This is a genomic window from Tropicibacter sp. S64, from assembly GCF_049803835.1.
Taxonomy (GTDB): Bacteria; Pseudomonadota; Alphaproteobacteria; order Rhodobacterales; family Rhodobacteraceae; genus Pacificoceanicola.
This window is the reverse complement of the sequence record NZ_JBNAGK010000002.1, coordinates 388,214-410,637: the sequence shown is the minus strand read 5'-3', so window position 1 is coordinate 410,637 and position 22,424 is coordinate 388,214. Positions and strand designations below refer to the sequence as shown.

Below are 22,424 nucleotides of genomic sequence, written 5' to 3'. Positions count from 1 at the left end.
CGTATCAGGCGACGGCATCGGAGAACTCGGGGACAGCGCAGCGCGTCGCCAAGGGGCGCCACAACGCCTGACCGGATGCGGTCAGGGCCGGGGAAGCCGCCAGCGAAGTTTCGAACTGCGGCATGTAGCCTTCGATCTGCGCAATCCGGTCTCGGCTGAATGCGGGCTCTGGCGCGTTCCCCTTTGCCATCACCGCACGATGAAACAGCAGGATGTTTCCAAATGCATGATAGGCCAGAAGAATGTTGAAGATCGGGCGCTTGCAGTCTTTCACCGGCGAGTAGTACCCGGTCTTGTCGGTTCCGTCATCGAGCGGCGACAGGCCGCCGAGCATGTAGAAATATTGATGCGTGGCTTCATGCACCAGAAGTTCCGCCAGCATGGTCGGGCTCGAAGGGCAGGAGGCACAGACCAGACCCGGCCGGTGGATGAAGGATCGGCTGAGGTGGATGTCCCCTTTGATGCGCAGCGGCACGAAACGGGTGGTCAGCCGCAGGACCCAGCGTTCGAAGTCGGGCAGTCCGGCCAGCAAGCCAAGCGCATCGTCAAGCGCTTCGGCTACATGGCTGTCCGGTGCGGTGCTGATATCCGGGGAGACGTCGCGGAACCGGGTTGCCGCCGTGCGGGGCGCCATGACTGCGAATGGATGCCTGTGAGACGCAGCGACCGGCCCGTCGATCACGGTTCTGCCGTCGACCCGGATCCGGATGCCGGTATCATCGGACAGGATGTGCAGGGACTGGCCTTCCGGGATGACCTGCCCGAGGCAGCACAGTCCCGAAATCCCGGCGACCGACCCGGACCAATCCAACGCCCGACCCGGTTCGATGAGGTGCAGCGCAAGACCGATCAGGGCCGCCTTGCCCTCGGTCTTGCAGGTCGATCGCAGGGCGGTCTTCATTTGCCCGACCGGAACGCTCCAGGCGTCCGCAAACGTCAGGTCTTCGGCCACCAGAGGGCGGATCGCGTCGGCGAGGGCTGCGGCATCCGGCGAATAGCTGGACTGGAACTTCCGTTCGAACAGGTCCCAGACGACCTGCGCACCGCAAATTGCGATCGTTTGGCAGGTCGCATCCGAAAACGGCTCGTAGACGGACGAGAATGACCGCAAGACCGCCTGCCGGTCCTGTGCAGCTTTGGGCGATTGAACGTTCATTGCAGTGCTCCTTCGAGTTGGGTTTGATCGTCGTTCCGCACCGCGTAGCGCGTGCGCAAGTCGTGGGTTTGATCGGGCGTGACTTCCATCCGCATCCGGACATGGCCGAAGAGCTTGTACAGATCGGCACACCAGACACTGGGGTTGTTGAAGCCGGTGGCCGCGGCATACCGATTGGGCAGATAGCCTCCCGCGCAGGTCTTCTCCTCGCGGCAGCCCTTGCAGCCATCCGGCAAGGGCATGCCGGCCATCACATCCCGATGCACGCCCGTTGTGGCCAGAATGTCCTTCAGATCATGTGTCTTGATGTTGAGGCCGATGTCCGCGAAAGACGGCTCGCACACCCGCAGTTTGTCGAGGCTCTCCATCGCGCCGTCCGGCTGTATGCCGACGAAGCGGATGGGCGGATTGCCCAGGCTGTCCAGCAGGGTCTTGCCCCCCAGGATCAGCCGCGCGATGTTCCAGAACTCGCGGACCGCCACCGTCATGGGATTGTTGAACCACCATTCGTCGAAGACCGGGACAAGGTAATCCGCGCAGGGCGTTGGTCCGTACTGCCGGCGCAGTTCCGCCACGGTGTCATGGGTTTCGGCGGGCAGGAGATACCCGATGGCCGAACACCCCAGATCCACGAAATGCCGGTGAATGGCGACTGGGTCCTCGCCCAATTGCAGCACCGACAGAATGCCGAAGGGAATGCCCGCGTCGTTCAGCCGATCAATGCCGCGTACGAAACGGTCATAGGAACCACGGCCCAGATGATCGACACGGTATCTGTCATGCACCGCGCGTGGACCATCGGTGCTGACGTTGACCTCGATGCCATACTCCACGAACAGGTCGGTCCAGGCCTCGGTAATCAGGGTGGCGTTGGTCTGGATGTCTATGAAGATTTCGAGATGACCGAGTGCCTTGTGGATTTTCCGGCACCAATCGCGAAACCGCGTCGGCCCGACCAGCATGGGTTCCCCGCCATGGATGGTGAAGCGTATTTCGCCTTGTCCCGACTGCAGAGCGTGGCTCCGGATGCGCTCCAGAAGCTGATCCAACACCGTGTCCTCGATCAACCCCGGCTGGGTCTTCCAGGTTTCATCGCCTTTGTTGTAGACGTAGCAGTAGCTGCAATTGAGATTGCAGGCGGACGTAGCCTTCAGGACCACCTGGGTGATCGGCACGGCCTGAGGAAGAAACGGGGCAGCAAGGTTCGGTTTGCCGAGGTGCGATCCCTCAGCGTCCGAAGCCGCGACTGAATTCGGCATGACAACAGCTTTCCAGCAAAATGCATGGCAGGCGCACGACGGTGCGCAGGCATTGAAATCGGTTTGTTTGGCTTCCCTTCGGACAAATACGGAAGGGGGATGGCGGTCACCCTGAGCCAGTGAAATCCTGGCTCAGGGGCCGGTTGGATCTTACCGGTTCTTCCAGGCCGTCCGGGCTGTCAGACCCATGACCGATCCATCCGCGAAAAACGCGTTCGGATCCTGTCCGGATTTTGCCAGTTCGAAGTGGATGGCCTGATGCAGGGCTTCCTTCACGCGCACCTGAGCGTCCTTGTCGAGATCGAGACCGTCGAGGCCGAGGTTCCCGACTTTACCAACGTTATTTCCCATGAATTCTTCCTTTTCAGAGTATTGATTTAAAATGAACTACCCGGAGGATGCTCCGAAACGTGCCTGAATAATCAACGACCTTTGTCGTTTTCGGCACACTTAATAATAGATCATGTTGTCGATTCGAGCAATCATTGGTTGTAGGTGTCTGCTTTTTTCTGCGACCCATTGTTGCGTCGCGCAACTCGGGTGAGAGGTTCATCTCTTGCGGTCGGTCGGCCGCGACTGTTGACCGAGAATCCGCCACGGCCCGCAGGAGCACGGGACACGGCGCTTCCGACGCGAGTATCCCGGCTGTGGCCCTTGCACGCGTTCCATACCGAAGATGCGTAGGGGAGTGCGATCCTGTGCCCTGCGGGCGCGGTGTCCAAGTTGTGATTTGACGCATCGCGCGGGTTGACCAACGCTTTTCCCATGCTTCGTTTCGCTTTCCTCCTTGCCGCCTCGTTTCTGTCGATGGCCAAGCCCGATCCTTCGGAGGCGCAGCCGATGGAGGTGGATCTCGAACTAGTCTTGCTGGTGGATGTATCGCGGTCGATGTCGCCCATCGAATTGTCGATCCAGCGCGAGGGCTATGCCGCTGCACTGCGGTCCGACGAGGTCTACGCCGCGGTCTGGGCCGGCCTGCTGCAGCGGATCGCGCTGACCTACGTGGAATGGGCGGGCACGCAGAGGGTTGTCGTGGACTGGACCCTGATCGAGAGCCGAGAGGACCTCGACCGCTTCGCCGGGGCCGTCGAACGCTCGATGTCCGCCGGGATGCGCCGCACGTCGATCTCCGAGGCGCTGGTATTCGGCGCGGAGTCCCTGCTGTCGAATGAATACGAGGGACTGCGCCGGGTGATCGACGTCTCCGGCGACGGGCCGAACAACGAAGGCCGTCCGGTGGCGGGAGCACGTGATGCGGTGCTGGCGCAGCGGATCGTCATCAACGGGCTGCCGTTGATGACCCAGGACGATCCGGGCGGATTCGGCGGCAGCTGGTATCTGGAGGATCTCGACGCCTATTACCGCGCGTGCGTCACCGGCGGGCCGGGGTCCTTCGTGATCCCGGTCTACGACTGGCGGGATTTTGGCGAGGCGGTGCGGCGCAAGCTGGTTCTGGAGATCGCCGGGCTTGCGGTGCCAGAGGCCGTGCAGAAAATCCAGTTCCGGGAGGCAGAAGCCTATGACTGCCTGATCGGCGAGAAGATCTGGGAACAGCGGCGGCGCTACTGGTCGGAGCCCTGATCACCGGAAGGGCGCTGCAGACGCCCGGCCCGGGGCAGCGGGAGCGGCGTGTCGCCGGTCCGGACCGGGGTCAGCGCCCGGTTCGATCCTGCGCGGCCATGTGCCGTTCGATTGCCTCCAGCCGGGCCAGCACAGCGTCGCGGTAATTCTCTGTCGCGGCGTTGCTTTCTTCGGCGTGGGCCTCCTGCATGGAGTTGACGATCAGGCCGACGATCAGGTTCACCACGGCGAAGGTGGTCATCAGGATGAAGGGCACGAAGAAGACCCAGGCGTAGGGATAGACCTCCATCACCGGGCGCACGATGCCCATGGACCAGCTCTCCAGCGTCATGACCTGGAACAGGGTGTAGGCGGAGAGGAAGATGGAGCCGAACCAGTCGGGGAAGGCGTCGCCGAACAGCTTGGTCGCCATGACGGAGGCGATGTAGAAGATCAGCGCCATCAGCAGGAACACCGAGGCCATGCCGGGCAGGGCGGTCACGAAGCCCTCGACCACACGGCGCAGCGTCGGGGCGACGGAGACGAGGCGCAGCAGTCGCAGGATGCGCAGCGCCCGCAGCACCGCGAGGCCCTGACCGGCGGGCACCAGCGCGATGCCGACGATCACGAAGTCGAAGATATTCCAGCCGGAGCGGAAGAAGGCCGGGCCGCGGGCGGCCAGCTTGGCGGCCAGTTCGACGACGAAGATCGCGAGGCAGGCCGCATCCAACGCCAGGATCAGCGGACCGGCGGCCGCCATGACGCGATCCGAGGTCTCCAGCCCGAGGATCACCGCGTTGAACAGGATCACCGCGGTGATGGTGTTGCGCGTGGCGGGCTTGTCGAGGACGGCGCCAAGGCGGGATCGGAACGACATGAAATCTCCTGCAGGAAGGACGGTCCCGAAGCGGGCCTCGTGGTTCCTGCGCAGATAATGCTTGCCTGCCGCCTTCTTCAACCCGTCCGGCGCACCAAGTGCGGGCGCGCCGCTGCGCTCAAACCGTCCGGACGTGCCCGACGCCGTGGTTGCGCTTGTCAAAGGCGCCGGTGTCCGGCTCCAGCGCCATCACCATGGCATGATCGAGCGAGACTCCCTGCACCTCCATCCCGGTCTGGTCGCGGAAGGCGGGCACGACCGCGTAGGCAAAGGAGCGCCGTCCGCTGTAGGCGGTGTCCGTGTAGACATTGCCTGTCACCCGAGCGAGAAACTGGAAATCCTTGGGGAAATCCGGATCGAGCCGGTACAGGAGGTAATAGCTCACCTCCGGGTGATCGGCGCGGATGTCAGGCCAGGACAGGCGAACCCCTGCAATTGCAGAGAAATCGCCGACGATATAGGGTGGCCCGTCGAACTGGAGGACCTTGCCGTCCTTGTCGACGATCTCGAAGCCGGTCACGCGGGTGCGGGCATGCAGGAAATCGTCGATATCGGTGGAGAAGATGATCCGCCCCTGCTTGACGAAGGCTTCAAGATGGCGCTGGCCGGGGTTCAGCCCGACATAGCGCTCCGAGCCCTTGCTCTCGACATATTCGCCCGCGCCATGCGGCGGGAAGCCGGAAACCGTGCCGGTCTGGCGCACGTAATCGTCCGAGACCAGCTGGATGACCTTGTGACCACGATAATCCGCCGGACGGGTCGGTTCGAAGGTGATGAGCATCTTGCCCCACATGTTGAGCGCAACCGCATGCGCTCCGGGGCTGGCGGTTACCCGGCCGAGAACTTCCGAGTACATGCAGATCGAATAGCGCCCTTCCGGATGCGCGCCCTCGCAATGGAACGCCAGCACCTCGACGGGGATGTCGAGAACGCCGCCCTGTCCGGCATTCTCGATGGCTTTCGTGAACATGCCGGGACAGGAGCTGCCGCCATGGCCCTTCAGCACGATCTTTTCGGCATTGACCCGGACTTCGGGCGGTTCCGGCCAGGGATCGTTGGCCGAGCCTGCCGGGATGGCCGCGATGGAGGCGGGCAGGCCGAGCGGGTTGTCGAGGCGGGAGTCGAAGGTCAGCGTCTTGCCAAGCGCCGGAATCTCCATCCGGATCCAGACGGCGATGGCCCGCGAAGCGATGGGATTCCTGAGCTGCTTGTCGAAGTCGGAGACCGGGACTTCCGGCCTGATCCGGTGCAGGGCGGCGGAGGTCTCCCCGGACAGCGCCTTGGCCTCGCTTTGGCCCGAGGGTGCGAAGGATACCGCCTCCAGGGGCATCGGGCGGAGCAGCGGATCGGCCCAGCCGGGCGCAATGCCGACGGTCTCGCGGATCAGGTCCAGTGCCCGCAACAGTGACTTCATCGCAGTCTCCCCATGACGTTTTCCGACCCGGAGCGGGCCGCACGCCCGTGACCCTAACCGGTGTATCCTTGTGAAGTCACGCAATTATCGGGAGAGCAAGATCGGGGTTCAGGCCGCTACCGGATTGGTCCGGCCCAGCCTCCGCTCTGCAAGAAAACAAGGCATCCCGGGTGGATTGCCGGGCATTTTCTGCATTGCAGCGAAAATTCCTTGACCCGCTGCGCCCCGCTTCTACCTTCGAAGGTCAAGACGGGTCAGCGTGGATGGCCCACGAACTGCGGAGCGGCGCCCGGTGCGCCCTGTGCCAACCGGCGCTGCCGCACCTCTTGCTGGCCCATGTCCACGCGGGCCGGCCCACGGGCCGCGCCGTCCCGCAGCGAAGGCGGCGCCCGCCTCGAAAAGGAGCACCATGGATGAAGGACGCCGATCCGGTTTCCCCCTCTCAACGCCCCGGTTTTCCCTATGGCCGCCTTGCCGTGCTCGGCGCGGGCAGTTGGGGGACGGCGCTTGCCACGATCCTTGCCCGCAACGGGTTTGACACGCGGCTCTGGGCCCGCCGGGAGTCGCTGGCGGAGGAGATCAACGCATCCCGAACCAATGCGGATTACCTGCCGGATGTGCCCTTGCCCGATGGTCTCAGGGCGACGGCCTCGATGGCGGACGCGCTTCGGGAGGTGGAGGCGGTGCTGATGGTCACCCCGTCCAGCACCCTGCGAGAGATGTGCCACGCCGCGGCGCCGCACCTGCCGGAAGGCGTGCCCGTCGCATTGGCCTGCAAGGGCGTCGAGCGTGGCACCGGTTACCTGCTCTCCGAGGTGGTCAGCGACGAATTGCCGGGGCGGCCGGTGGGCTGCGTCTCCGGGCCGACCTTCGCCCGCGAAACCGCGCTCGGTCACCCGACCGCCGCGACGGTGGCCTTTCCCTTCACCTACGAAAACCGCCTCAACCCGGAAAACAGCCCGGCGGCGCGGCTCGCGATGTCGCTCTCCGGCGGCGGGTTCCGGCCCTATGTCTCGGACGACCTCGTTGGCGTAGAGGTGGGCGGGGCGGTCAAGAACGTCATCGCCATTGCCTGCGGGATGATGTCGGGCGCGGGCTTTGCCGAGAACACCCGCGCGGCACTGATCACACGGGGAATCGACGAGATGAAGCTGCTGGCGCAGGCGCTGGGCGGACGGCGCGAGACGGTCACCGGGCTGTCGGGCGCCGGGGACCTGACGCTGACCTGTTCCTCGACCACCTCCCGCAACATGTCCTTGGGGTTCCAGCTTGGGCAGGGGATCGCCCGCGCCGACTGTTTCGACGGCAAGCCCGTAGTGGTCGAGGGGGAGGTCAACTCCGTGTCTGTCACCGAACTCGCCGCACGCGTCGGGGTTTCGATGCCGATCAGCGAGACGGTCAATGCAGTGCTGCACCACGGTGTTGACCTGCGCACCGCCTTTGCCGCGCTCTGGGCGCGCCCGATCGAAGCGGAGCCCTATGCCCTCGACCTCTCGCTGGCCCATCCCGCGCCGACACCCTTCCAATTCGAAAGCTGATTGCCATGACCGTTCATTCCGTGCCCCGCCCGGCCATCGCCGCGCGCCGCATGACCCTTGCAACCGACCTCGACGGCACCTTCCTCGGCGGCTCCTCGCTGGAGCGGCGCGTGCTTTACCAGTGGATCGAGGAACACCGAAACACGGTTGGCCTGATCTTCGTCACCGGGCGCGATCCGGAGTTCATCATGCAGATGTGCCGCCAGAACGGCCTGCCCTGGCCGGAATACGTGGTGGGCGATGTCGGCACGACGATTGCCCATGTGCGCGACGACGGCCATGTCGAGCCGATCCCGGAGCTGGAAGCGGACATCGCGGCGCTCTGGGACGATGCCGGGCACCGTGTGAAGGCGGCGCTGGAGGGGGTGGCGGGGCTGAGCCTGCAACCGACCCCTTTCCGCTATCGCGTGAGTTACGACCTCGATGCGGCGGCCTTCGACGAGGCCGCGAAAAGGATCGTGGCGGATCTCGGCTGTGACTGGCTGATCTCCGACAACCGCTATTTCGACGTGCTGCCGAAAGGCATTTCCAAGGGCCCGTCGATCCGCCGACTGGTATCGTATCTGGGTATCCCCGAGCGCACGGCGCTCTGCGCCGGGGATACGCTGAACGACCTGACGATGCTGACCTGCGGGCTGCCCGCGGTGGCGGTCGGCAACGCGGAACCGGCGCTCTTGCAGGAACTCGCGGGCGTCCCGGGCGTTTACCAGGCGAAGGCGCCGGGCGCCGGGGGCATCCTCGAGGCCATCAATGCGCTGACCCTTCACGAAGCCCCGAAAGGAGCCTGAGCCATGCCGTCCGATCTGGTTATCGTCTACCACCGCCAGCCTTATGAAGAAGTCGTCGTGGACGGCAGGACCGAGTATCGCGAGAACAAGAGCCCGAACGGCATCGTGCCGACGCTGAAGTCGTTTTTCGGACGGGTGGACAAGGGCGCCTGGGTGGCGTGGAAGGAAGCGGAGGACCCGGCGAACCCGGATTTCGAGCGGGTGATCGAGATCGACGACGCTTATGGACGCTATACCGTCTCGCGCCTGCCGCTGACGAAGGAGCAGGTGTCGAGCTTCTACCATATCTCCTCGAAAGAGGCGTTCTGGCCGATCCTGCACGGCTTCAAGGAGCGCTACAACTACGACCCGGTGGACTGGCCCACGTTCCGCGAGGTGAACTGGGCCTTCGCCGAGGCCGCCGCAAACGAGGCCGCCGAGGGCGCGGTGGTCTGGGTGCACGACTACAACCTGTGGCTGGTGCCCGGTTACCTGCGCAAGCTGCGCCCGGATGTGAAGATCAGCTTCTTCCACCATACGCCATTCCCCAGCGCCGACATGTTCAACGCGCTGCCCTGGCGCAAGGAGATCCTGGAAAGCCTGCTGGCCTGCGACGTCGTCGGCTTCCATATTCCGCGCTACGTGAACAATTTCTACTCGGCGGCCCGGTCGCTGCTCGACGTGGACTCTTCGCGCCGGGAAAAGGTGGTTCCGGAGATGAACGCCGTGACCTCGGCCCTGTCCGAACAATCGGTGGTCACGGAAATCAGCTACGAGGGCCGCAGCATTCGCCTGCAGGCGAGCCCGGTGGGGGTGGACGTCGGCTATATCGAAACCCTGGCGGCAAGCCCCGAGACCGAGGAGAAGGTCAAGGCGATCAAGGCGGAGAAGGGCGACTGCAAGCTGGTGCTGTCGGTGGGCCGGACCGATTACACCAAGGGCGGTGTCGAGCAACTGGAGAGCTTCGAGCGGCTGCTGGAGAGCAACCCGGCGCTGCGCGGCAAGCTGCGGCTGATGCATGTCTCCGTCGCGGCCAATGCCAACATGACCGCCTACCAGGAAATCCAGGAGCAACTGGAGGCGCTGGCGGGGCGGATCAATGGGCGCTACGGCACGTTCGAGTATCAGCCGGTGGCGCTGATCTCGCGGCCGGTACCGTTCAGCGATCTCGTGGCCTACTACCGCGCGGCGGAGGTGGCCTGGATCACGCCGCTGGCTGACGGGATGAACCTCGTGTGCAAGGAGTTCTGCGCCGCCCGGACGGATGGCGACGGCGTGCTTGTGCTGTCGGAATTCGCGGGCGCGGCGGTGGAATTGGGCGCGGCGGTGCCGACCAACCCGTTCTCGCACCGCTCCATGGACAGCGGTATCCTCTATGCTCTGGACCTGCCCGAGGAAGACCGCCGGGGCCGGATGCGGGACCTGCGTGAGATCGTGGCGCGGCACGACATCCGGTTCTGGGCCGAGGACCAGATGCAGGCGTTCGAAGGCCGCATGACCACCGGGGTTGCGGCGGAGTAAGGGGCAGTCCTGGCCCCACCCCAACCCTCCCCAAAGGGGAGGGAGTCCCGGCGCACCGGTGAAATTGCAAGCGCCCCATGGACAGACGGGGCGCTCGTGCGCACTCTGAGCACGCGAGGATCGGAGGACATCATGGACACCCATCACGGCGGTTGCCTCTGCGGCGATCTGCGGATCACGGCGGAAGGGGCGCCGGACCGGGTGGGCCTGTGCCACTGTCTCGACTGCCGCAAGCATCACGGCGCGCTGTTCTACGCCGCTGCGGTCTTCCCGGCGGAGCGGGTCACGGTCACGGGTCCGTCGCAGCAATACGAAGGCCGGCACTTCTGCCCGCGTTGCGGATCGTCGGTCTTTGCGGTGAGCGGCGGGGAGGTGGAGGTGCATCTCGGCACGCTCGACTCGCCGAACGCCTTCCTCCCGAGCTATGAACTCTGGGCCATCCGGCGCGAGGACTGGCTGCCGCAGGAGCCCGGATTGCGACGGCATGAGCGGGACAAGGGCGCGGGATGATCGCGCCCCCGCAAACGTCACCGCGCTGATTCAAAACCGTCACCCAGCCGTCACACCCGGCTCGTAAGGCCTGCGCAACGTTCAAGTGGCAAAGGCGGACCCGTGTCGGATCGGACGATCTTCCTCTCTGATGTACACCTCGGCACGCGCGGCTGCCGCGCGGAACTGCTCGTGCAGTTCCTGCAACGGCACGAGACGGAGACGCTGTACCTTGTCGGCGACATCTTTGACGGCTGGAGCCTGCGGCGGGGCTGGCATTGGCCGGAGAGCCACAATGCGGTGGTTCAGGCGATCCTGCAGAAGGCGCATGACGGCACGCGGGTGATCTTCATTCCCGGCAACCACGACGAGGTCATGCGCGGCTATTTCGGCGTGCATTTCGGCGGCATCGAGGTAAAGGCGCGGGACGGTTTCACCTCCGCCCGGGGGGTGCGCTACCTCGTGACCCATGGTGACGAGTTCGACGCGGTGGTGATGAACGCGAAATGGCTCGCGCATCTTGGCGACCGGGCCTATGCGCTTCTGATATGGCTCAACCCGAAAATCAACGCCATCCGCCGTCTGTGGTCGCCCCGCTACTGGTCGCTCTCGAAGTGGAGCAAGAGCCAGGTCAAGCAGGCGGTCAATTTCATCACGAAGTTCGAGGAAGTGCTGGCCGAGGACGCGCGGCAGAAGGGCTTTGGCGGCGTGATCTGCGGGCACATCCACCACGCCTGCATGAGGGACGTGGGCGGCATCCACTACATCAACACCGGCGACTGGGTCGAAAGCTGCACGGCCATCGTGGAGAACCACGCGGGCGAATTGCGGTTGGTGGACTGGGAAGCGCGGGTCGGCCGTGAACGGATGGTTCAGCGGCGCAGGCGGCACAGACAGCGCGGCGATGCGCAGAAACAGAACGAGCAAGGACTGGCATGAGCGACACCACCCAAACCATCATCGGCGAAGCGGTATACGGGAATCGAGCGCTCTCGGTCTCGACCCTGTCCGAGCGCCTGTTCGCGCGGCTGTTCCAGGGGCTGGTCTATCCGCAGATCTGGGAGGATCCGGTTTGCGACATGGCGGCGCTGGGCTTGAGCGGACAGGACCACATCGTCTGCATCGCCTCGGGCGGATGCAACGTGATGTCCTATCTCACCGCCACTCCGGCGTCGGTGACGGCTGTGGACCTCTCGCCGTGGCATGTGGAACTGACCCGGCTGAAGCTTGCGGCGGCGCAGCATCTGCCGGATCACCGGGCCTTCTTTGCCCTGTTTGGTCATGCCGATCAGGCGGGGAACGTTGATCTTCTGGACCGCTACGTGCTGCCCTACCTGCCGTCCGGCGGGCAGGATTTCTGGAACGCCCGCGCCCCGCTGCGTACCCGCAAGTCTCTGTTTCAGAGGGGGTTCTATCACTACGGGGTGCTCGGGCGGTTCCTTGGTCTCGTGCATCTTGTGGCGAAGGTCGGCGGCGTCGACTGGGACCGGCTGCTGACGGCGCGAACGCCGGAGGCGCAGCGCGCCTTCTTCGAGGCGGAGATCGCGCCGCTCTACCGCTCCCGGTTCGTGAAGATGATGGCTCGCCGGCGTGCGTCGCTCTTCGGCCTCGGCATTCCGCCCGCGCAATACGACAAGCTGGCCGCCGATGCGGGGGGCGACATCCTGCCGGTGCTGGAAGAGCGCACGCGCAAGCTGTTCTGCGATTTTCCCATGTCCGAGAATTACTTCGCCTGGCAGGCTGCGAACCGCGCCTACAAGGCGGACGGCACCGGCCCGGTGCCGCCCTACCTCGAAGCCCGGCATTTCGACGCGGTGCGTGCGGCGGCGGGGCGGGTGACGGCGCAGAACATCTCGATCACCGACCTGCTGGCCAAGGCGCCCGCGGCGTCGAAATCCGTCTATATCCTGCTTGATGCGCAGGACTGGATGACCGACGCGCAACTGACCGCGCTATGGCGCGAGATCACCCGCACGGCGATGCCGGACGCGCGCGTTCTGTTCCGCACCGGCGGCGCGGCCGACATCCTGCCGGGGCGGGTGCCCGGGGCGATCCTCGACCGCTGGGCGTATGACGCCGAAGCCTCCGCCCGCGCCTTCGCAACGGACCGCTCCGCGATCTACGGCGGCGTGCATCTTTACCGGCTCAGGGGCTGACATGACCCACACGGCGGATCACGGCGCGTTGATGGACCAGGTCTACCGCCACCAGCGGCGGTTTTACGACGTCACGCGCAAGTATTACCTGCTCGGACGCGACCATCTGATCGACCGTATGGACGTCCAGCCGGGCCAGCGTGTGCTGGAAGTGGCCTGCGGCACCGGGCGAAACCTTGCGGCGATCAAACGGCGGTATCCGCAGGCGCAGCTCTTCGGATTGGACATCTCGGAGCAGATGCTCCTGTCGGCGCGGGCAAAGCTGGGGCCGGGGGCGGCGCTGGCAAAAGCGGACGCCTGTGCCTTCGATCCACGGGCGCTGTTCGGCGTAGTCGCGTTCGACCACATCGTGATGTCCTACAGCCTGTCGATGATCCCCGACTGGCAGGGGGCGTTGGACGAAGCGTTCTCGCACCTCGCCCCGGGCGGCACCGTGCACATTGTGGATTTTGGCGATCAGGCGGGCTTGCCGCGCTGGTTCCGGCGCGGCCTGCTGGCCTGGCTGGCAAAGTTCCACGTCACGCCGCGCTGGACCTTGCCCGCCGAGATGGCGCGGCATGTTTCGGGGGCAGAGGTCCGGCAGGCCGCGCTCTATCGCGGCTATACCGTCTACGGCACGCTTACCCGACGATCAGTTGCTTGAGCTTCAACGCCTCGTATTCCAGCGCGGTCAGCCGGTAGTTGACCACATCGCCGATGGTGATCATGCCGATGGCAAAGCCCTCGTCCATGACCGGCATGTGGCGGAAGCGCCCGTCCGTCATGCGCCGCAGCACCCGCACCAATGTCTCGTCGCGGGTCGTGGTCTCGACCTTCGTGACCATCAGGTCCTTGACCGTCTGCGGCAGGGTGGTGCCGGGGGTGTCGGCGAGGCGGCGGACGATGTCGCGCTCGGACAGGATGCCGACGACCTCGCCCTGGGGATTCTTCACCAGAAGCGCACCGATGCGCTTGTCCCGCAGCACTTCGACCGCGTGATGAACCGTGTCCTCCGGGGCGACCCAGTAGACGTCCCCGCCCTTGCCGTCGAGCACATGACCCACGGTGGTCTGCGCCGCCGAGAGGTTGGTCTCCAACGTCTGGCTCATGGAGCGGTCTTGCTCGTCGTCGCCACGGGTGTGGGGCTGATAGGATGCGGGCATGGCTTTCCTCCGGTTATCTGCGTATCAGCGTAGTGCAAAACGCGGATGGGTAAACACCTTTGATCATGGGACGCGGAACGGTTGACTGATTTTGTGCTGACACCGCTGATCGCCACGGCGATCTTCGTCGCCGCCTGCCTCGCGGGCTACGGCTATCGCCGGGTGTGGCGGCTGGAGGGGCCGCGCTGGAAACTGTGGCTGTATGGCGTGATCGCGGCGGGAGCGCTGTTGACGCTGGGGTTCGTGCCGTTCCGGACCTAGATTGGCTTGCGCGGTCGTCGCCATCTCTGCGTCGCGCGGGGGCAGTTGACGCGGTCATGAAAGCGGATTGCTCCGCGCTCTGTGCCGGAGCGCGGCCATCGCGACTTCGAAGACTGGTTCCGTCAGATATACCCGTTCGAGCGGAACGAGAATTCCGATTCCTTGCCGATGATGACGTGATCATGCACGGTCACGCCGATCACCCCCACGGCATTGACGATCTGTTCCGTCATGTCGATGTCCGGGCCGCTGGGGGTTGTGTCACCCGAGGGGTGGTTGTGGACGAGAATGATCGCCGTGGCATTGAGTTCCAGGGACCGTTTCGCCACCTCGCGCGGGTAGACCGGCACGTGGTCGACCGTGCCATCGGCCTGCTTCTCGTCGGCGATGAGCTTGTTCTTGCGGTCGAGATAGAGCACCCGGAACTGTTCCGTATCCCGATGCGCCATGGCGGTGCGGCAGTAGTCGATCAGCGCGTCCCAGGACGAGAGCAGGTCGCGCTTCAGCGTCTTCGCCTTGGTCATCCGCGCGGCCATTGCCTCGGCGATCCGCAGTTGCAGGAAGACCTTGCTGTCCGCGCCCGGCACCTGCAGGATTCGGTGCTCCGACGCGGCAATGACGCCGCTGAGATCGCCGAATTCCGCCAGCAGCCGCTTGGCCAACGGCTTGACGTCGATGCGCGGAATGGCGTTGAACAGCAACAGCTCCAGCACCTCGTATTCCGGCATCGCCTCGTGCCCGCCGGACAGGAACCGCTGACGCAGGCGCTCGCGGTGGCCGTGGTAATGCGGTCGCAGGTTGCCGCGGTCGTCGGTGATCAGCCCACCGCCCGCGGCGTTCTCCGGCGAGAGCCTGTCGCGGTGCTGATGCACGGGCTGCCACGCCGGGCGCACCTCCGCCCCCGGCGGCGGCAGGCGCGCCTCCAGATCGCGCAGCCCGTCCAAGGCGGCATCGGAAAACCCCGGGTTGCGGGGCGCGCCCTGTGGCTGGTCATAGCGGGTCGACCCGCCGCCGGTCTTCGGCTCGGGTTTCGACCGGCGGACGTAGTCCAGGTGGCGGGCAATCCACGCCGGCATACCCGCGCCGCTCATGGCGTGCGGTCCCCCGGCGCGTCCCGTGTGATGGTGTCTGCAAGGTCTTTCATGCGGAATCAGGGTGTCTGTCTCGGTCGTCCCGCGATCAGCCTGCAGGTGGGGAGGTTAATTTGCGGTAAATTTGTCGGCAGGCGGCCGAGACATATGGCCTTGCCCGAATGTGACGTTAAGATGCAGCAAGTTGACGAAAAAGCAGGGTACATCATGACATTGCCGCGCAAGGACCTCTTCGATCTGCCGGAAGGGGTGATCTATCTCGACGGCAACTCCCTGGGCGTGCTGCCACGGCACGCGGCGGCGCGGGCGCAGCAGGTAATCACGCAGGAGTGGGGCGTCCAGCTGATCCGGGCGTGGAACTCTGCCGGGTGGATGGATCTGCCGCGGCAGGTCGGCAACCGGATTGCCCGGCTGATCGGCGCGCCTGAGGGCTCTGTGGCCACCGGGGATACGCTTTCGATCAAGGTTTACCAGGCCCTCGCGGCGGCGCTGAAGATGCGGCCCGGGCGGCGGATCATCCTGTCGGACAGGGGCAACTTCCCATCCGATCTCTACATGGCGCAGGGGCTGATCGGTACGCTGGACAAGGGCTACAGCCTGCGCACACCGCCACCGGAGTCCGTCGTGAAGGCCATCACCGAGGATGTGGCGGTGGTCATGCTGACCGAGGTCGATTACCGTTCCGGGCGCCGCCATGACATGAAGGCCATCACGGATGCGGCCCACGCGGCCGGGGCGGTGATGATCTGGGACCTCGCGCATTCCGCCGGGGCGGTGCCGCTGGACGTGGCGGGATCGAACGCGGAATTCGCGGTGGGATGTTCCTACAAGTACCTGAACGGCGGGCCAGGGGCGCCGGCCTTCATCTATGCCCGTCCCGACATCGTCGAAAGCGTCGAACCGGCGTTGGCCGGGTGGCTGGGCCATGACGCGCCCTTTGCCATGGAGCCGGGGTATCGCCCGGCGATGTCCGCAGAGCGTCTGCGCGTGGGCACGCCGCCGATCCTGCAACTGGCGGTGCTCGACGCGGCACTCGATGTCTGGGAGGGAGTGGACATGCACGAGGTCCGGGCGGCCTCCATCGCGTTGTCGGAGCGCTTCATCGCGGAGGTGGAGCGGCGCTGTCCGGAGTTGACCCTCGCCAGCCCGCGCGATCCAGGGCAGCGCGGCAGCCAGGTCTCCTTTGCCTTCAACGAGAGCTATGCCGCGATGCAGGCGCTGATCGAACGGGGGGTGATCGGGGATTTCCGGGCCCCGGACCTGATGCGCTTTGGTTTCACGCCGCTCTATCTGGACGACGCCGACGTGGTGGCGGCGGCAGAGGTCATGGAAGAGGTGATCGGCGGCGGCCTCTGGCGCGATCCCAAATACCAGGTGCGTGCCCGCGTGACCTGATCAGAGCGCCTCGTTGTCCGAGCCGGGGGCCAGTGCCTCGGGCGGGGCCTCGCCGCGGCGCTTGGCTTCGAGGGCGGCCTTGACGTGTTCGGTCAGGAAGGTGCGCCCGCGCCGCTCGGCGAGGCGGATCCGGATCGAGGTCAGGTAGGCTTCCTCGGCGGTCTGCGACGAGGCGCCCAGAACCTTGGCCACCTGTTCATACAGGCGGTCATCGTCCAGCGCGTCCATGGCCTTGATGGTATCGGCGGCCAGCTTGTCGGCAAGGTCTTCCAGAACGGAGGCCATGGGCTGTCATTCTCTTTTCAAGGGACTCGGATCGCGGGCACTATGCCCCGTCAGGCAGGTCTGCTCAACCCGAGACAAATCCTTGGCCGCCGTTCAGGCAATCTTAAGCCGGGGCTGTTCTCATGATCCGGCTCTTTGGGTGAAGAGCATGACATTGGGGCGGTCCCGGCGCGAACAGGCCGGGCCGCGGTGAGTGGGCTGACATGACAAGTATTGTGACGAACAACGCGTCGCAGGTGGCTTTGCGTACGCTGCAGGCTGCCGCGACGGATCTGGACCGGGTGCAGGCGACGCTGGGCACCGGGAAACGCATCGCGACCGCGCAGGACAACCCGGCGCTCTGGGCGGTGTCGAAGACGATGGAATCCGAGGTGAAGGGCTATGTGGCCGTTCAATCGAGCCTCGACATGGGCCGCGCGACGCTGTCGGTGGCGCGGTCCGGGGCGGAGGCGGTGGTCGGCACGCTCGGCGACATGAAGAAGACGATCATCGCGGCACGCAATGCGGCGGCGGATTCGGGCAAGCTGCAGGCGCGGTTCGCGGCGCAGGTCGAGCAGATCCGCACCATCGTCGGCGCCGCGCAGTTCAACGGCATCAACCTGCTGCAGGACACCGGCACGGCGGGCGAGACCGGGGACTTTCGGGTCACTGCCTACGCGGGCGGGCTGACCAGCGGGGCGATCAAGATCGCCGTGGCGCGGCAGGACCTGCGCCTTGACGCTGGGGCAATAACGGCGGGCGCGACGGCGCTCTCGGCGGCGGCCAACAGCTTCAGCGGGGCGCTGGAGACGGGGCAGGCGATCTCGGCGGGCAGCGCCTATGCGGTGGATTTCGACGGAGCGGTGCCGGCGGGTGCGGGGTATTCCCTCGCGATCACCGGCGGAACCGGCGTCTATGCGGCGCTCAACACGACGAGCGAGAGCCAACTGGCCTTCGTCGCGGGCAATGACAGCACCGGCGGCGACATCCGCACCGTGCTGGCCTCCGCCTTCAACGCGCATGTCAAGGCGCAGGGGTTCTCCACGGACGACCTCGTGGCCTTCGCCGGGACCGGCAGCGCGGGGCAGATGATCGTGGAGGCGAAGACCTCTGCCGCTTCGGGCAGTTTCACGGTGCAGGTTTTGCAATACGCCCGCACCGACAGCAGCGGCGGCGGGCTGGGCTTCATGGATGGGCTGGATCTGACCGATGGGGTTGACCGGGACAGGGCGCTGGATCGGATCGACCTCGCGGTGGAGGTGGCGGCGCGGGCGGCGGCGCATTTCGGCTCCGCCGAGCGACGGGTGGAGATCCAGTCCGCGTTTTCCGACAAGATGGCCAAGACCCTGCAAAGCCGGGTTGGGGCGTTGGTCGATGCGGACATGACTGAACTGTCAGCCCGGCAACAGGCCTTGCAGGTTCAGCAAAGCCTCGCAGTGCAGGCGCTCTCGATCGCCAACAGCACGCCGCAGACGATCCTCAGCCTGCTGCGCTGACCGCCCGGTGAGACGATTTTCAGCCTAGAAATAGTCTCACGCTGCGGCGGCGCTCAGCGCGTGTTCTCGGTCAGGCGGCGCTTTACGTAGGACGAGACGGTGCCGATCATCGTGTCCATGTGCGGCTCTTCGAAGAAGTGGCCGGACCCCTCGATCTCATCGTGGGTGATGGTGATGCCCTTCTGCTCGTGCAGCTTGTTCACCAGCGCCCGGGTGTCTGCGGGCGGCGCGACCTTGTCGGCGGTGCCGTTGATGATCAGCCCGGAAGAGGGGCAGGGCGCGAGGAACGAGAAGTCGTACATGTTCGCGGGCGGCGAGACCGACACGAAGCCGGTGATCTCCGGCCGACGCATCAGCAGTTGCATGCCGATCCAGGCCCCGAAGGAGAAGCCGGCGACCCAGCAGTGCTTCGAGTTCTGGTTCATCGACTGCAGGTAGTCGAGCGCGGAGGCGGCATCGGAAAGCTCGCCGACCCCCTGGTCATATTCGCCCTGCGAACGACCCACGCCGCGGAAGTTGAAGCGCAGCACGGTGAAGCCCATCTTGTAGAAGGCGTAGTGCAGATTGTAGACGACCTTGTTGTTCATCGTCCCGCCGAACTGCGGATGCGGGTGCAGGACGATGGCGATGGGGGCGTCGCGGTCTTTCTGGGGGTGGTAGCGGCCTTCGAGGCGGCCTTCGGGTCCGGCGAAAATGACCTCGGGCATGGATCGGGTTTTCCTCTTTCAGCCGAGGACATTCTTGACGAAATTCCTCAGCCATCTTAGAAACGTTCTAATTGGAGGCCGTGGCCTACCGCGTTGGTAAACTTTGGCTTTGGATCGAGCTGGACTGCAGATAGGCAATTGCCGTGCCGAGGTCAATTGGAATGGCCGCGCGGGTGCGGTGTTGGAGGGGGAAAGCTGTGAAACTGAGTACAAAAGGCCGCTACGCCATGGTCGCCCTGACCGACATCGCGCTGCAACCCGACGGAACGCTGGTGACGTTGGGCGAGATTTCCAAGCGCCAGGACATCTCGCTGCCTTACCTCGAACAACTGTTCGTCAAGCTGCGCCGGGCGGGCCTGGTGGAATCCGTGCGGGGGCCAGGGGGCGGCTATCGGCTGGCGCGATCCGCGAGCGACATCCGGGTGGTGGACGTGCTCGGCGCGGTGGACGAAACGGTCGACGCGATGCAGAAGGGCGCGGGCGCCTCGGGTGCGGCCTCCGGCTCCAAGGCGCAGTCGCTGTCGAACCGGCTGTGGCAGAGCCTGTCGGCGCAGGTCTATGTCTACCTGCACCAGACGCGCCTGTCCGACGTGATCGAAAACACGCTGGCCCCGTGCCCGGCCGTGCCGTCGATCTTTGCGGTGGTCGACGATGATCGGTGAGACGGTCCGTAGGGCGGGGTTGTGCCCCGCATTTTTGGGTATTTTCGCCAAGAAGAATCAGGGGGCGGAGTGAGCCGGACCTACCTTGACTGGAATGCCACGACGCCAGTGCGGCCAGAGGCGCGGGCGGCTATGATCGCAGCGATGGACGTCTGCGGCAACCCGTCCTCCGTGCATGCGGAAGGCCGGGCGGCGAAGACTACGGTCGAGAAGGCGCGGGCACAGGTGGCGGCGGCATTCGGCGCGGACGGGGCGGATGTGGTGTTCGTCTCCAGCGCGACGGAAGCGGCGGCGCTGGCTTGTGCCGGGCAGGGCTATCTCGGCGCCGAGGTCGAGCATGATGCCGTGGCGGCCTGGGTCGAGACGTCGCTGCCGGTGGACGGCGAGGGCAGCGTCACCGTGACAGATCCGGCGCGGTCCGTCCTGCAGGCGGCGAATTCGGAAACCGGGGTGATCCAGGACCTGCCGCAGGGCCTCGCCGTGGTCGATGCCACGCAGGCCTTTGGCAAACTGCCGGTCGCGTTCAACTGGCTGGGCTGCACCATGGCGTTGATCTCGGCGCACAAGCTGGGCGGGCCTAAAGGGATCGGGGCGCTCGTGATGAAGCGTGGCACGGACATCGCGGCGCAGATCAGGGGTGGCGGTCAGGAGATGGGGCGGCGGTCCGGCACCGAGAATGTCACCGGCATCGCGGGATTCGGCGCGGCGGCGGAGGCGGCGCAGCGGGACCTTGCGGCAGGGGTTTGGGAGCCTGTCGAGGAAATTAGAAACATTCTAGAAACAGCTATTGCAGCCACGGCTAAAGAGACTATTTTTGTCGGGAAATCCGCGGCGCGACTCCCCAACACGTCGTGCTTCGCACTGCCGGGCTGGAAGGGCGAGACGCAGGTCATGCAGATGGACCTCGCGGGTTTCGCCATAAGCGCGGGCAGTGCCTGTTCGTCCGGCAAGGTCCGGGCGAGCCGGGTGCTGCGGGCGATGGGATATGACGAAACGGTGGCCAGCAGCGCCATCCGGGTGAGCCTCGGGCCATCCACGACACGAGACGAGGTCCTGCGTTTTGCCGACGCATGGGCCGGGACATACAAGCGGCACCGCGCGCGGAACGCCTGACCGAGAGGAAACGCGAATGACAGCTATGGATGAAGTGACCGTCAAGGACGGCGTCGATCAGGAAACCGTGGATGCGGTGAAGTCCGTCGGAACCTACAAGTACGGCTGGGACACCGAGATCGAGATGGAGTATGCGCCGAAAGGGCTGACTCCCGATATCGTCCGGCTGATCTCCTCGAAGAACGACGAGCCGGAGTGGATGACCGAGTGGCGGCTGGCGGCTTATGAGCGCTGGCTGCAGAAAGAAGAGCCGACCTGGGCGATGGTCGACTACCCGGAAATCGACTTCCAGGAGCAGTATTACTACGCGCGCCCGGCCTCGATGACGGAAAAGCCGAAGTCGCTGGATGATGTCGACCCGAAGCTGCTCGAAACCTATGAAAAGCTCGGCATTCCGCTCAAGGAGCAGATGATCCTTGCCGGGGTCGAAGGCGCGGAGAACGCGCCCGCCGAAGGGCGCAAGGTCGCCGTCGACGCGGTATTCGATTCCGTGTCCGTGGGCACGACCTTCCAGAAGGAGCTCAAGGCGGCGGGCGTGATTTTCTGCTCAATTTCCGAGGCGATCCGCGAGCATCCCGAGCTGGTGAAGAAGTACCTCGGCTCGGTGGTTCCGGTCTCGGACAACTTCTATGCCACTCTGAACAGCGCGGTCTTCTCCGATGGCTCCTTCGTCTACGTGCCGCCCGGCGTGCGCTGCCCAATGGAGCTCAGCACCTATTTCCGCATCAATGCCGAGAACACCGGCCAGTTCGAGCGCACGCTCATCATCGCCGACAAGGGCTCTTACGTGTCCTACCTCGAAGGCTGCACCGCGCCGCAGCGCGACACCGCGCAGCTGCATGCCGCCGTGGTCGAGATCATCGTCGAGGAAGATGCGGAGGTGAAGTATTCCACCGTGCAGAACTGGTTCCCCGGGGATGAAAACGGCAAGGGCGGCATCTACAACTTCGTGACCAAGCGCGCCGATTGCCGGGGCGACCGGGCAAAGGTGATGTGGACGCAGGTCGAGACCGGCTCCGCCGTAACCTGGAAGTACCCGTCCTGCATCCTGCGCGGCAACGAGAGCCAGGGCGAGTTCTACTCCATCGCCATCGCCAACAACCACCAGCAGGCCGATACCGGCACCAAGATGATCCACCTCGGGCGCGATACGAAGTCCCGGATCGTCTCCAAAGGGATTTCGGCGGGCGTGGCGCAGAACACCTATCGCGGCCTCGTGTCCATGCACCCGAAGGCGAAGAACTCGCGCAACTACACCCAGTGCGACTCGCTGCTGATCGGTGACAAGTGCGGGGCGCATACGGTTCCCTATATCGAGGTGAAGAACAATTCGTCGCGGGTCGAGCACGAGGCGACCACATCGAAGGTCGACGACGATCAGCTCTTCTACTGCCGCCAGCGCGGCATGGACGAGGAGGAGGCGGTTGCGCTCGTGGTCAACGGCTTCTGCCGCGAGGTCCTGCAGGCGCTGCCGATGGAGTTCGCCATGGAAGCGCAACAACTGGTGGCGATCTCGCTCGAAGGCTCGGTTGGCTGAGGATTGGCCAAGGGTGCGG

General features: G+C 65.2%; 23 protein-coding genes. 14 read left to right on the top strand and 9 right to left on the bottom strand.

Features of this window, described 5'->3' with window-relative positions; genetic code table 11:
* Positions 1-4: 4 nt before the first annotated feature.
* From ACP159_RS05230 to ACP159_RS05220, 3 genes are all read right to left on the bottom strand, one after another.
* Positions 5-1,156 carry an aKG-HExxH-type peptide beta-hydroxylase gene (locus ACP159_RS05230; protein WP_425098584.1) on the bottom strand — a complete coding sequence of 384 codons (1,152 nt, stop codon included), beginning with the start codon at positions 1,154-1,156 and terminating at the stop codon, positions 5-7.
* Complete coding sequence (locus ACP159_RS05225; RefSeq protein ID WP_425098583.1) at positions 1,153-2,415, bottom strand: radical SAM protein; 1,263 nt, start codon at positions 2,413-2,415, stop codon at positions 1,153-1,155. Before ACP159_RS05225 ends, ACP159_RS05230 begins: the two co-directional genes overlap by 4 nt.
* 150 nt (positions 2,416-2,565) lie before the next feature.
* On the bottom strand, positions 2,566-2,766 hold the full coding sequence (locus ACP159_RS05220; RefSeq protein ID WP_425098582.1) for a hypothetical protein: 201 nt from the start codon (positions 2,764-2,766) through the stop codon (positions 2,566-2,568).
* A gap of 414 nt (positions 2,767-3,180) precedes the next feature.
* On the opposite strand from ACP159_RS05220, the gene ACP159_RS05215 reads away from it, so the two are divergent.
* Positions 3,181-3,996: a DUF1194 domain-containing protein gene (locus ACP159_RS05215; RefSeq protein WP_425098581.1), complete on the top strand. Its 816-nt coding sequence runs from the start codon at positions 3,181-3,183 to the stop codon at positions 3,994-3,996.
* A gap of 70 nt (positions 3,997-4,066) precedes the next feature.
* Here ACP159_RS05215 and ACP159_RS05210 read toward each other — a convergent pair whose 3' ends face one another.
* Positions 4,067-4,852: an ion transporter gene (locus ACP159_RS05210; protein ID WP_425098580.1), complete on the bottom strand. Its 786-nt coding sequence runs from the start codon at positions 4,850-4,852 to the stop codon at positions 4,067-4,069.
* Between the two features lie 118 nt (positions 4,853-4,970).
* Positions 4,971-6,266, bottom strand: coding sequence for a hypothetical protein (locus ACP159_RS05205; RefSeq protein ID WP_425098579.1), 1,296 nt, complete (start codon positions 6,264-6,266; stop codon positions 4,971-4,973).
* Between the two features lie 413 nt (positions 6,267-6,679).
* Here ACP159_RS05205 and ACP159_RS05200 point away from each other — a divergent pair, with 413 nt between their 5' ends.
* From ACP159_RS05200 to ACP159_RS05170, 7 genes are all read left to right on the top strand, one after another.
* Positions 6,680-7,804 carry an NAD(P)H-dependent glycerol-3-phosphate dehydrogenase gene (locus tag ACP159_RS05200; protein ID WP_425098578.1) on the top strand — a complete coding sequence of 375 codons (1,125 nt, stop codon included), beginning with the start codon at positions 6,680-6,682 and terminating at the stop codon, positions 7,802-7,804.
* A gap of 5 nt (positions 7,805-7,809) precedes the next feature.
* Positions 7,810-8,592 (top strand): HAD-IIB family hydrolase, encoded by a 783-nt coding sequence (locus ACP159_RS05195; RefSeq protein WP_425098577.1) that lies wholly within the window; start codon positions 7,810-7,812, stop codon positions 8,590-8,592.
* 3 nt (positions 8,593-8,595) lie between these two features.
* Complete coding sequence (gene ggpS, locus ACP159_RS05190; RefSeq protein WP_425098576.1) at positions 8,596-10,092, top strand: glucosylglycerol-phosphate synthase; 1,497 nt, start codon at positions 8,596-8,598, stop codon at positions 10,090-10,092.
* Between the two features lie 132 nt (positions 10,093-10,224).
* Positions 10,225-10,602 (top strand): GFA family protein, encoded by a 378-nt coding sequence (locus ACP159_RS05185; protein WP_425098575.1) that lies wholly within the window; start codon positions 10,225-10,227, stop codon positions 10,600-10,602.
* 102 nt (positions 10,603-10,704) lie between these two features.
* Positions 10,705-11,520 (top strand): UDP-2,3-diacylglucosamine diphosphatase, encoded by an 816-nt coding sequence (locus ACP159_RS05180; protein WP_425098574.1) that lies wholly within the window; start codon positions 10,705-10,707, stop codon positions 11,518-11,520.
* Entirely contained in the window at positions 11,517-12,737 is a 1,221-nt protein-coding gene (locus tag ACP159_RS05175) for a DUF3419 family protein (protein WP_425098573.1), read from the top strand. Before ACP159_RS05180 ends, ACP159_RS05175 begins: the two co-directional genes overlap by 4 nt.
* Position 12,738: 1 nt before the next feature.
* Positions 12,739-13,380 carry a class I SAM-dependent methyltransferase gene (locus ACP159_RS05170; protein ID WP_425098572.1) on the top strand — a complete coding sequence of 214 codons (642 nt, stop codon included), beginning with the start codon at positions 12,739-12,741 and terminating at the stop codon, positions 13,378-13,380.
* On the opposite strand, the gene ACP159_RS05165 is transcribed toward ACP159_RS05170, so the two are convergent.
* Entirely contained in the window at positions 13,358-13,879 is a 522-nt protein-coding gene (locus tag ACP159_RS05165; protein ID WP_425098571.1) for a CBS domain-containing protein, read from the bottom strand. The two genes, ACP159_RS05170 and ACP159_RS05165, sit on opposite strands and share 23 nt — an antisense overlap.
* 81 nt (positions 13,880-13,960) lie before the next feature.
* On the opposite strand from ACP159_RS05165, the gene ACP159_RS05160 reads away from it, so the two are divergent.
* The gene (locus tag ACP159_RS05160) at positions 13,961-14,140 is read left to right on the top strand and encodes a hypothetical protein (protein ID WP_425098570.1); all 180 of its coding nucleotides are present in this window, start codon (positions 13,961-13,963) and stop codon (positions 14,138-14,140) included.
* A 122-nt stretch (positions 14,141-14,262) separates the two neighbouring features.
* On the opposite strand, the gene radC is transcribed toward ACP159_RS05160, so the two are convergent.
* Positions 14,263-15,231 carry a RadC family protein gene (gene radC / locus ACP159_RS05155; RefSeq protein ID WP_425098569.1) on the bottom strand — a complete coding sequence of 323 codons (969 nt, stop codon included), beginning with the start codon at positions 15,229-15,231 and terminating at the stop codon, positions 14,263-14,265.
* 174 nt (positions 15,232-15,405) lie between these two features.
* Between radC and kynU the strand changes: the two genes are divergently transcribed.
* Positions 15,406-16,626 (top strand): kynureninase, encoded by a 1,221-nt coding sequence (kynU, locus tag ACP159_RS05150; protein ID WP_425098568.1) that lies wholly within the window; start codon positions 15,406-15,408, stop codon positions 16,624-16,626.
* Here the strand turns inward: kynU and ACP159_RS05145 are convergent, their stop codons facing one another.
* Complete coding sequence (locus ACP159_RS05145) at positions 16,627-16,911, bottom strand: hypothetical protein (protein WP_425098567.1); 285 nt, start codon at positions 16,909-16,911, stop codon at positions 16,627-16,629.
* Between the two features lie 203 nt (positions 16,912-17,114).
* On the opposite strand from ACP159_RS05145, the gene ACP159_RS05140 reads away from it, so the two are divergent.
* Positions 17,115-18,386, top strand: a complete 1,272-nt coding sequence (locus ACP159_RS05140) for a flagellin (protein WP_425098566.1) — start codon at positions 17,115-17,117, stop codon at positions 18,384-18,386.
* Between the two features lie 53 nt (positions 18,387-18,439).
* Here ACP159_RS05140 and ACP159_RS05135 read toward each other — a convergent pair whose 3' ends face one another.
* Entirely contained in the window at positions 18,440-19,093 is a 654-nt protein-coding gene (locus ACP159_RS05135; protein ID WP_425098565.1) for an alpha/beta hydrolase, read from the bottom strand.
* 197 nt (positions 19,094-19,290) lie between these two features.
* On the opposite strand from ACP159_RS05135, the gene ACP159_RS05130 reads away from it, so the two are divergent.
* From ACP159_RS05130 to sufB, 3 genes are all read left to right on the top strand, one after another.
* Positions 19,291-19,755 carry an Rrf2 family transcriptional regulator gene (locus ACP159_RS05130; protein ID WP_425098564.1) on the top strand — a complete coding sequence of 155 codons (465 nt, stop codon included), beginning with the start codon at positions 19,291-19,293 and terminating at the stop codon, positions 19,753-19,755.
* 69 nt (positions 19,756-19,824) lie between these two features.
* Entirely contained in the window at positions 19,825-20,868 is a 1,044-nt protein-coding gene (locus tag ACP159_RS05125; protein WP_425098563.1) for a cysteine desulfurase family protein, read from the top strand.
* Positions 20,869-20,884: 16 nt separating this feature from the next.
* The gene (gene sufB, locus ACP159_RS05120; RefSeq protein WP_425098562.1) at positions 20,885-22,405 is read left to right on the top strand and encodes a Fe-S cluster assembly protein SufB; all 1,521 of its coding nucleotides are present in this window, start codon (positions 20,885-20,887) and stop codon (positions 22,403-22,405) included.
* Positions 22,406-22,424 lie beyond the last annotated feature (19 nt).

Excerpts from the sequence above, each read along its gene's own strand:
- ACP159_RS05230 (WP_425098584.1), bottom strand. The coding sequence starts at position 1,156 with ATGAACGTTCAATCGCCCAAAGCTGCACAGGACCGGCAGGCGGTCTTG.
- ACP159_RS05225 (WP_425098583.1), bottom strand. The coding sequence starts at position 2,415 with ATGCCGAATTCAGTCGCGGCTTCGGACGCTGAGGGATCGCACCTCGGC.
- ACP159_RS05220 (WP_425098582.1), bottom strand. The coding sequence starts at position 2,766 with ATGGGAAATAACGTTGGTAAAGTCGGGAACCTCGGCCTCGACGGTCTC.
- ACP159_RS05215 (WP_425098581.1), top strand. The coding sequence starts at position 3,181 with ATGCTTCGTTTCGCTTTCCTCCTTGCCGCCTCGTTTCTGTCGATGGCC.
- ACP159_RS05210 (WP_425098580.1), bottom strand. The coding sequence starts at position 4,852 with ATGTCGTTCCGATCCCGCCTTGGCGCCGTCCTCGACAAGCCCGCCACG.
- ACP159_RS05205 (WP_425098579.1), bottom strand. The coding sequence starts at position 6,266 with ATGAAGTCACTGTTGCGGGCACTGGACCTGATCCGCGAGACCGTCGGC.
- ACP159_RS05200 (WP_425098578.1), top strand. The coding sequence starts at position 6,680 with ATGAAGGACGCCGATCCGGTTTCCCCCTCTCAACGCCCCGGTTTTCCC.
- ACP159_RS05195 (WP_425098577.1), top strand. The coding sequence starts at position 7,810 with ATGACCGTTCATTCCGTGCCCCGCCCGGCCATCGCCGCGCGCCGCATG.
- ggpS (WP_425098576.1), top strand. The coding sequence starts at position 8,596 with ATGCCGTCCGATCTGGTTATCGTCTACCACCGCCAGCCTTATGAAGAA.
- ACP159_RS05185 (WP_425098575.1), top strand. The coding sequence starts at position 10,225 with ATGGACACCCATCACGGCGGTTGCCTCTGCGGCGATCTGCGGATCACG.
- ACP159_RS05175 (WP_425098573.1), top strand. The coding sequence starts at position 11,517 with ATGAGCGACACCACCCAAACCATCATCGGCGAAGCGGTATACGGGAAT.
- ACP159_RS05170 (WP_425098572.1), top strand. The coding sequence starts at position 12,739 with ATGACCCACACGGCGGATCACGGCGCGTTGATGGACCAGGTCTACCGC.
- ACP159_RS05165 (WP_425098571.1), bottom strand. The coding sequence starts at position 13,879 with ATGCCCGCATCCTATCAGCCCCACACCCGTGGCGACGACGAGCAAGAC.
- radC (WP_425098569.1), bottom strand. The coding sequence starts at position 15,231 with ATGAGCGGCGCGGGTATGCCGGCGTGGATTGCCCGCCACCTGGACTAC.
- kynU (WP_425098568.1), top strand. The coding sequence starts at position 15,406 with ATGCAGCAAGTTGACGAAAAAGCAGGGTACATCATGACATTGCCGCGC.
- ACP159_RS05145 (WP_425098567.1), bottom strand. The coding sequence starts at position 16,911 with ATGGCCTCCGTTCTGGAAGACCTTGCCGACAAGCTGGCCGCCGATACC.
- ACP159_RS05140 (WP_425098566.1), top strand. The coding sequence starts at position 17,115 with ATGACAAGTATTGTGACGAACAACGCGTCGCAGGTGGCTTTGCGTACG.
- ACP159_RS05135 (WP_425098565.1), bottom strand. The coding sequence starts at position 19,093 with ATGCCCGAGGTCATTTTCGCCGGACCCGAAGGCCGCCTCGAAGGCCGC.
- sufB (WP_425098562.1), top strand. The coding sequence starts at position 20,885 with ATGACAGCTATGGATGAAGTGACCGTCAAGGACGGCGTCGATCAGGAA.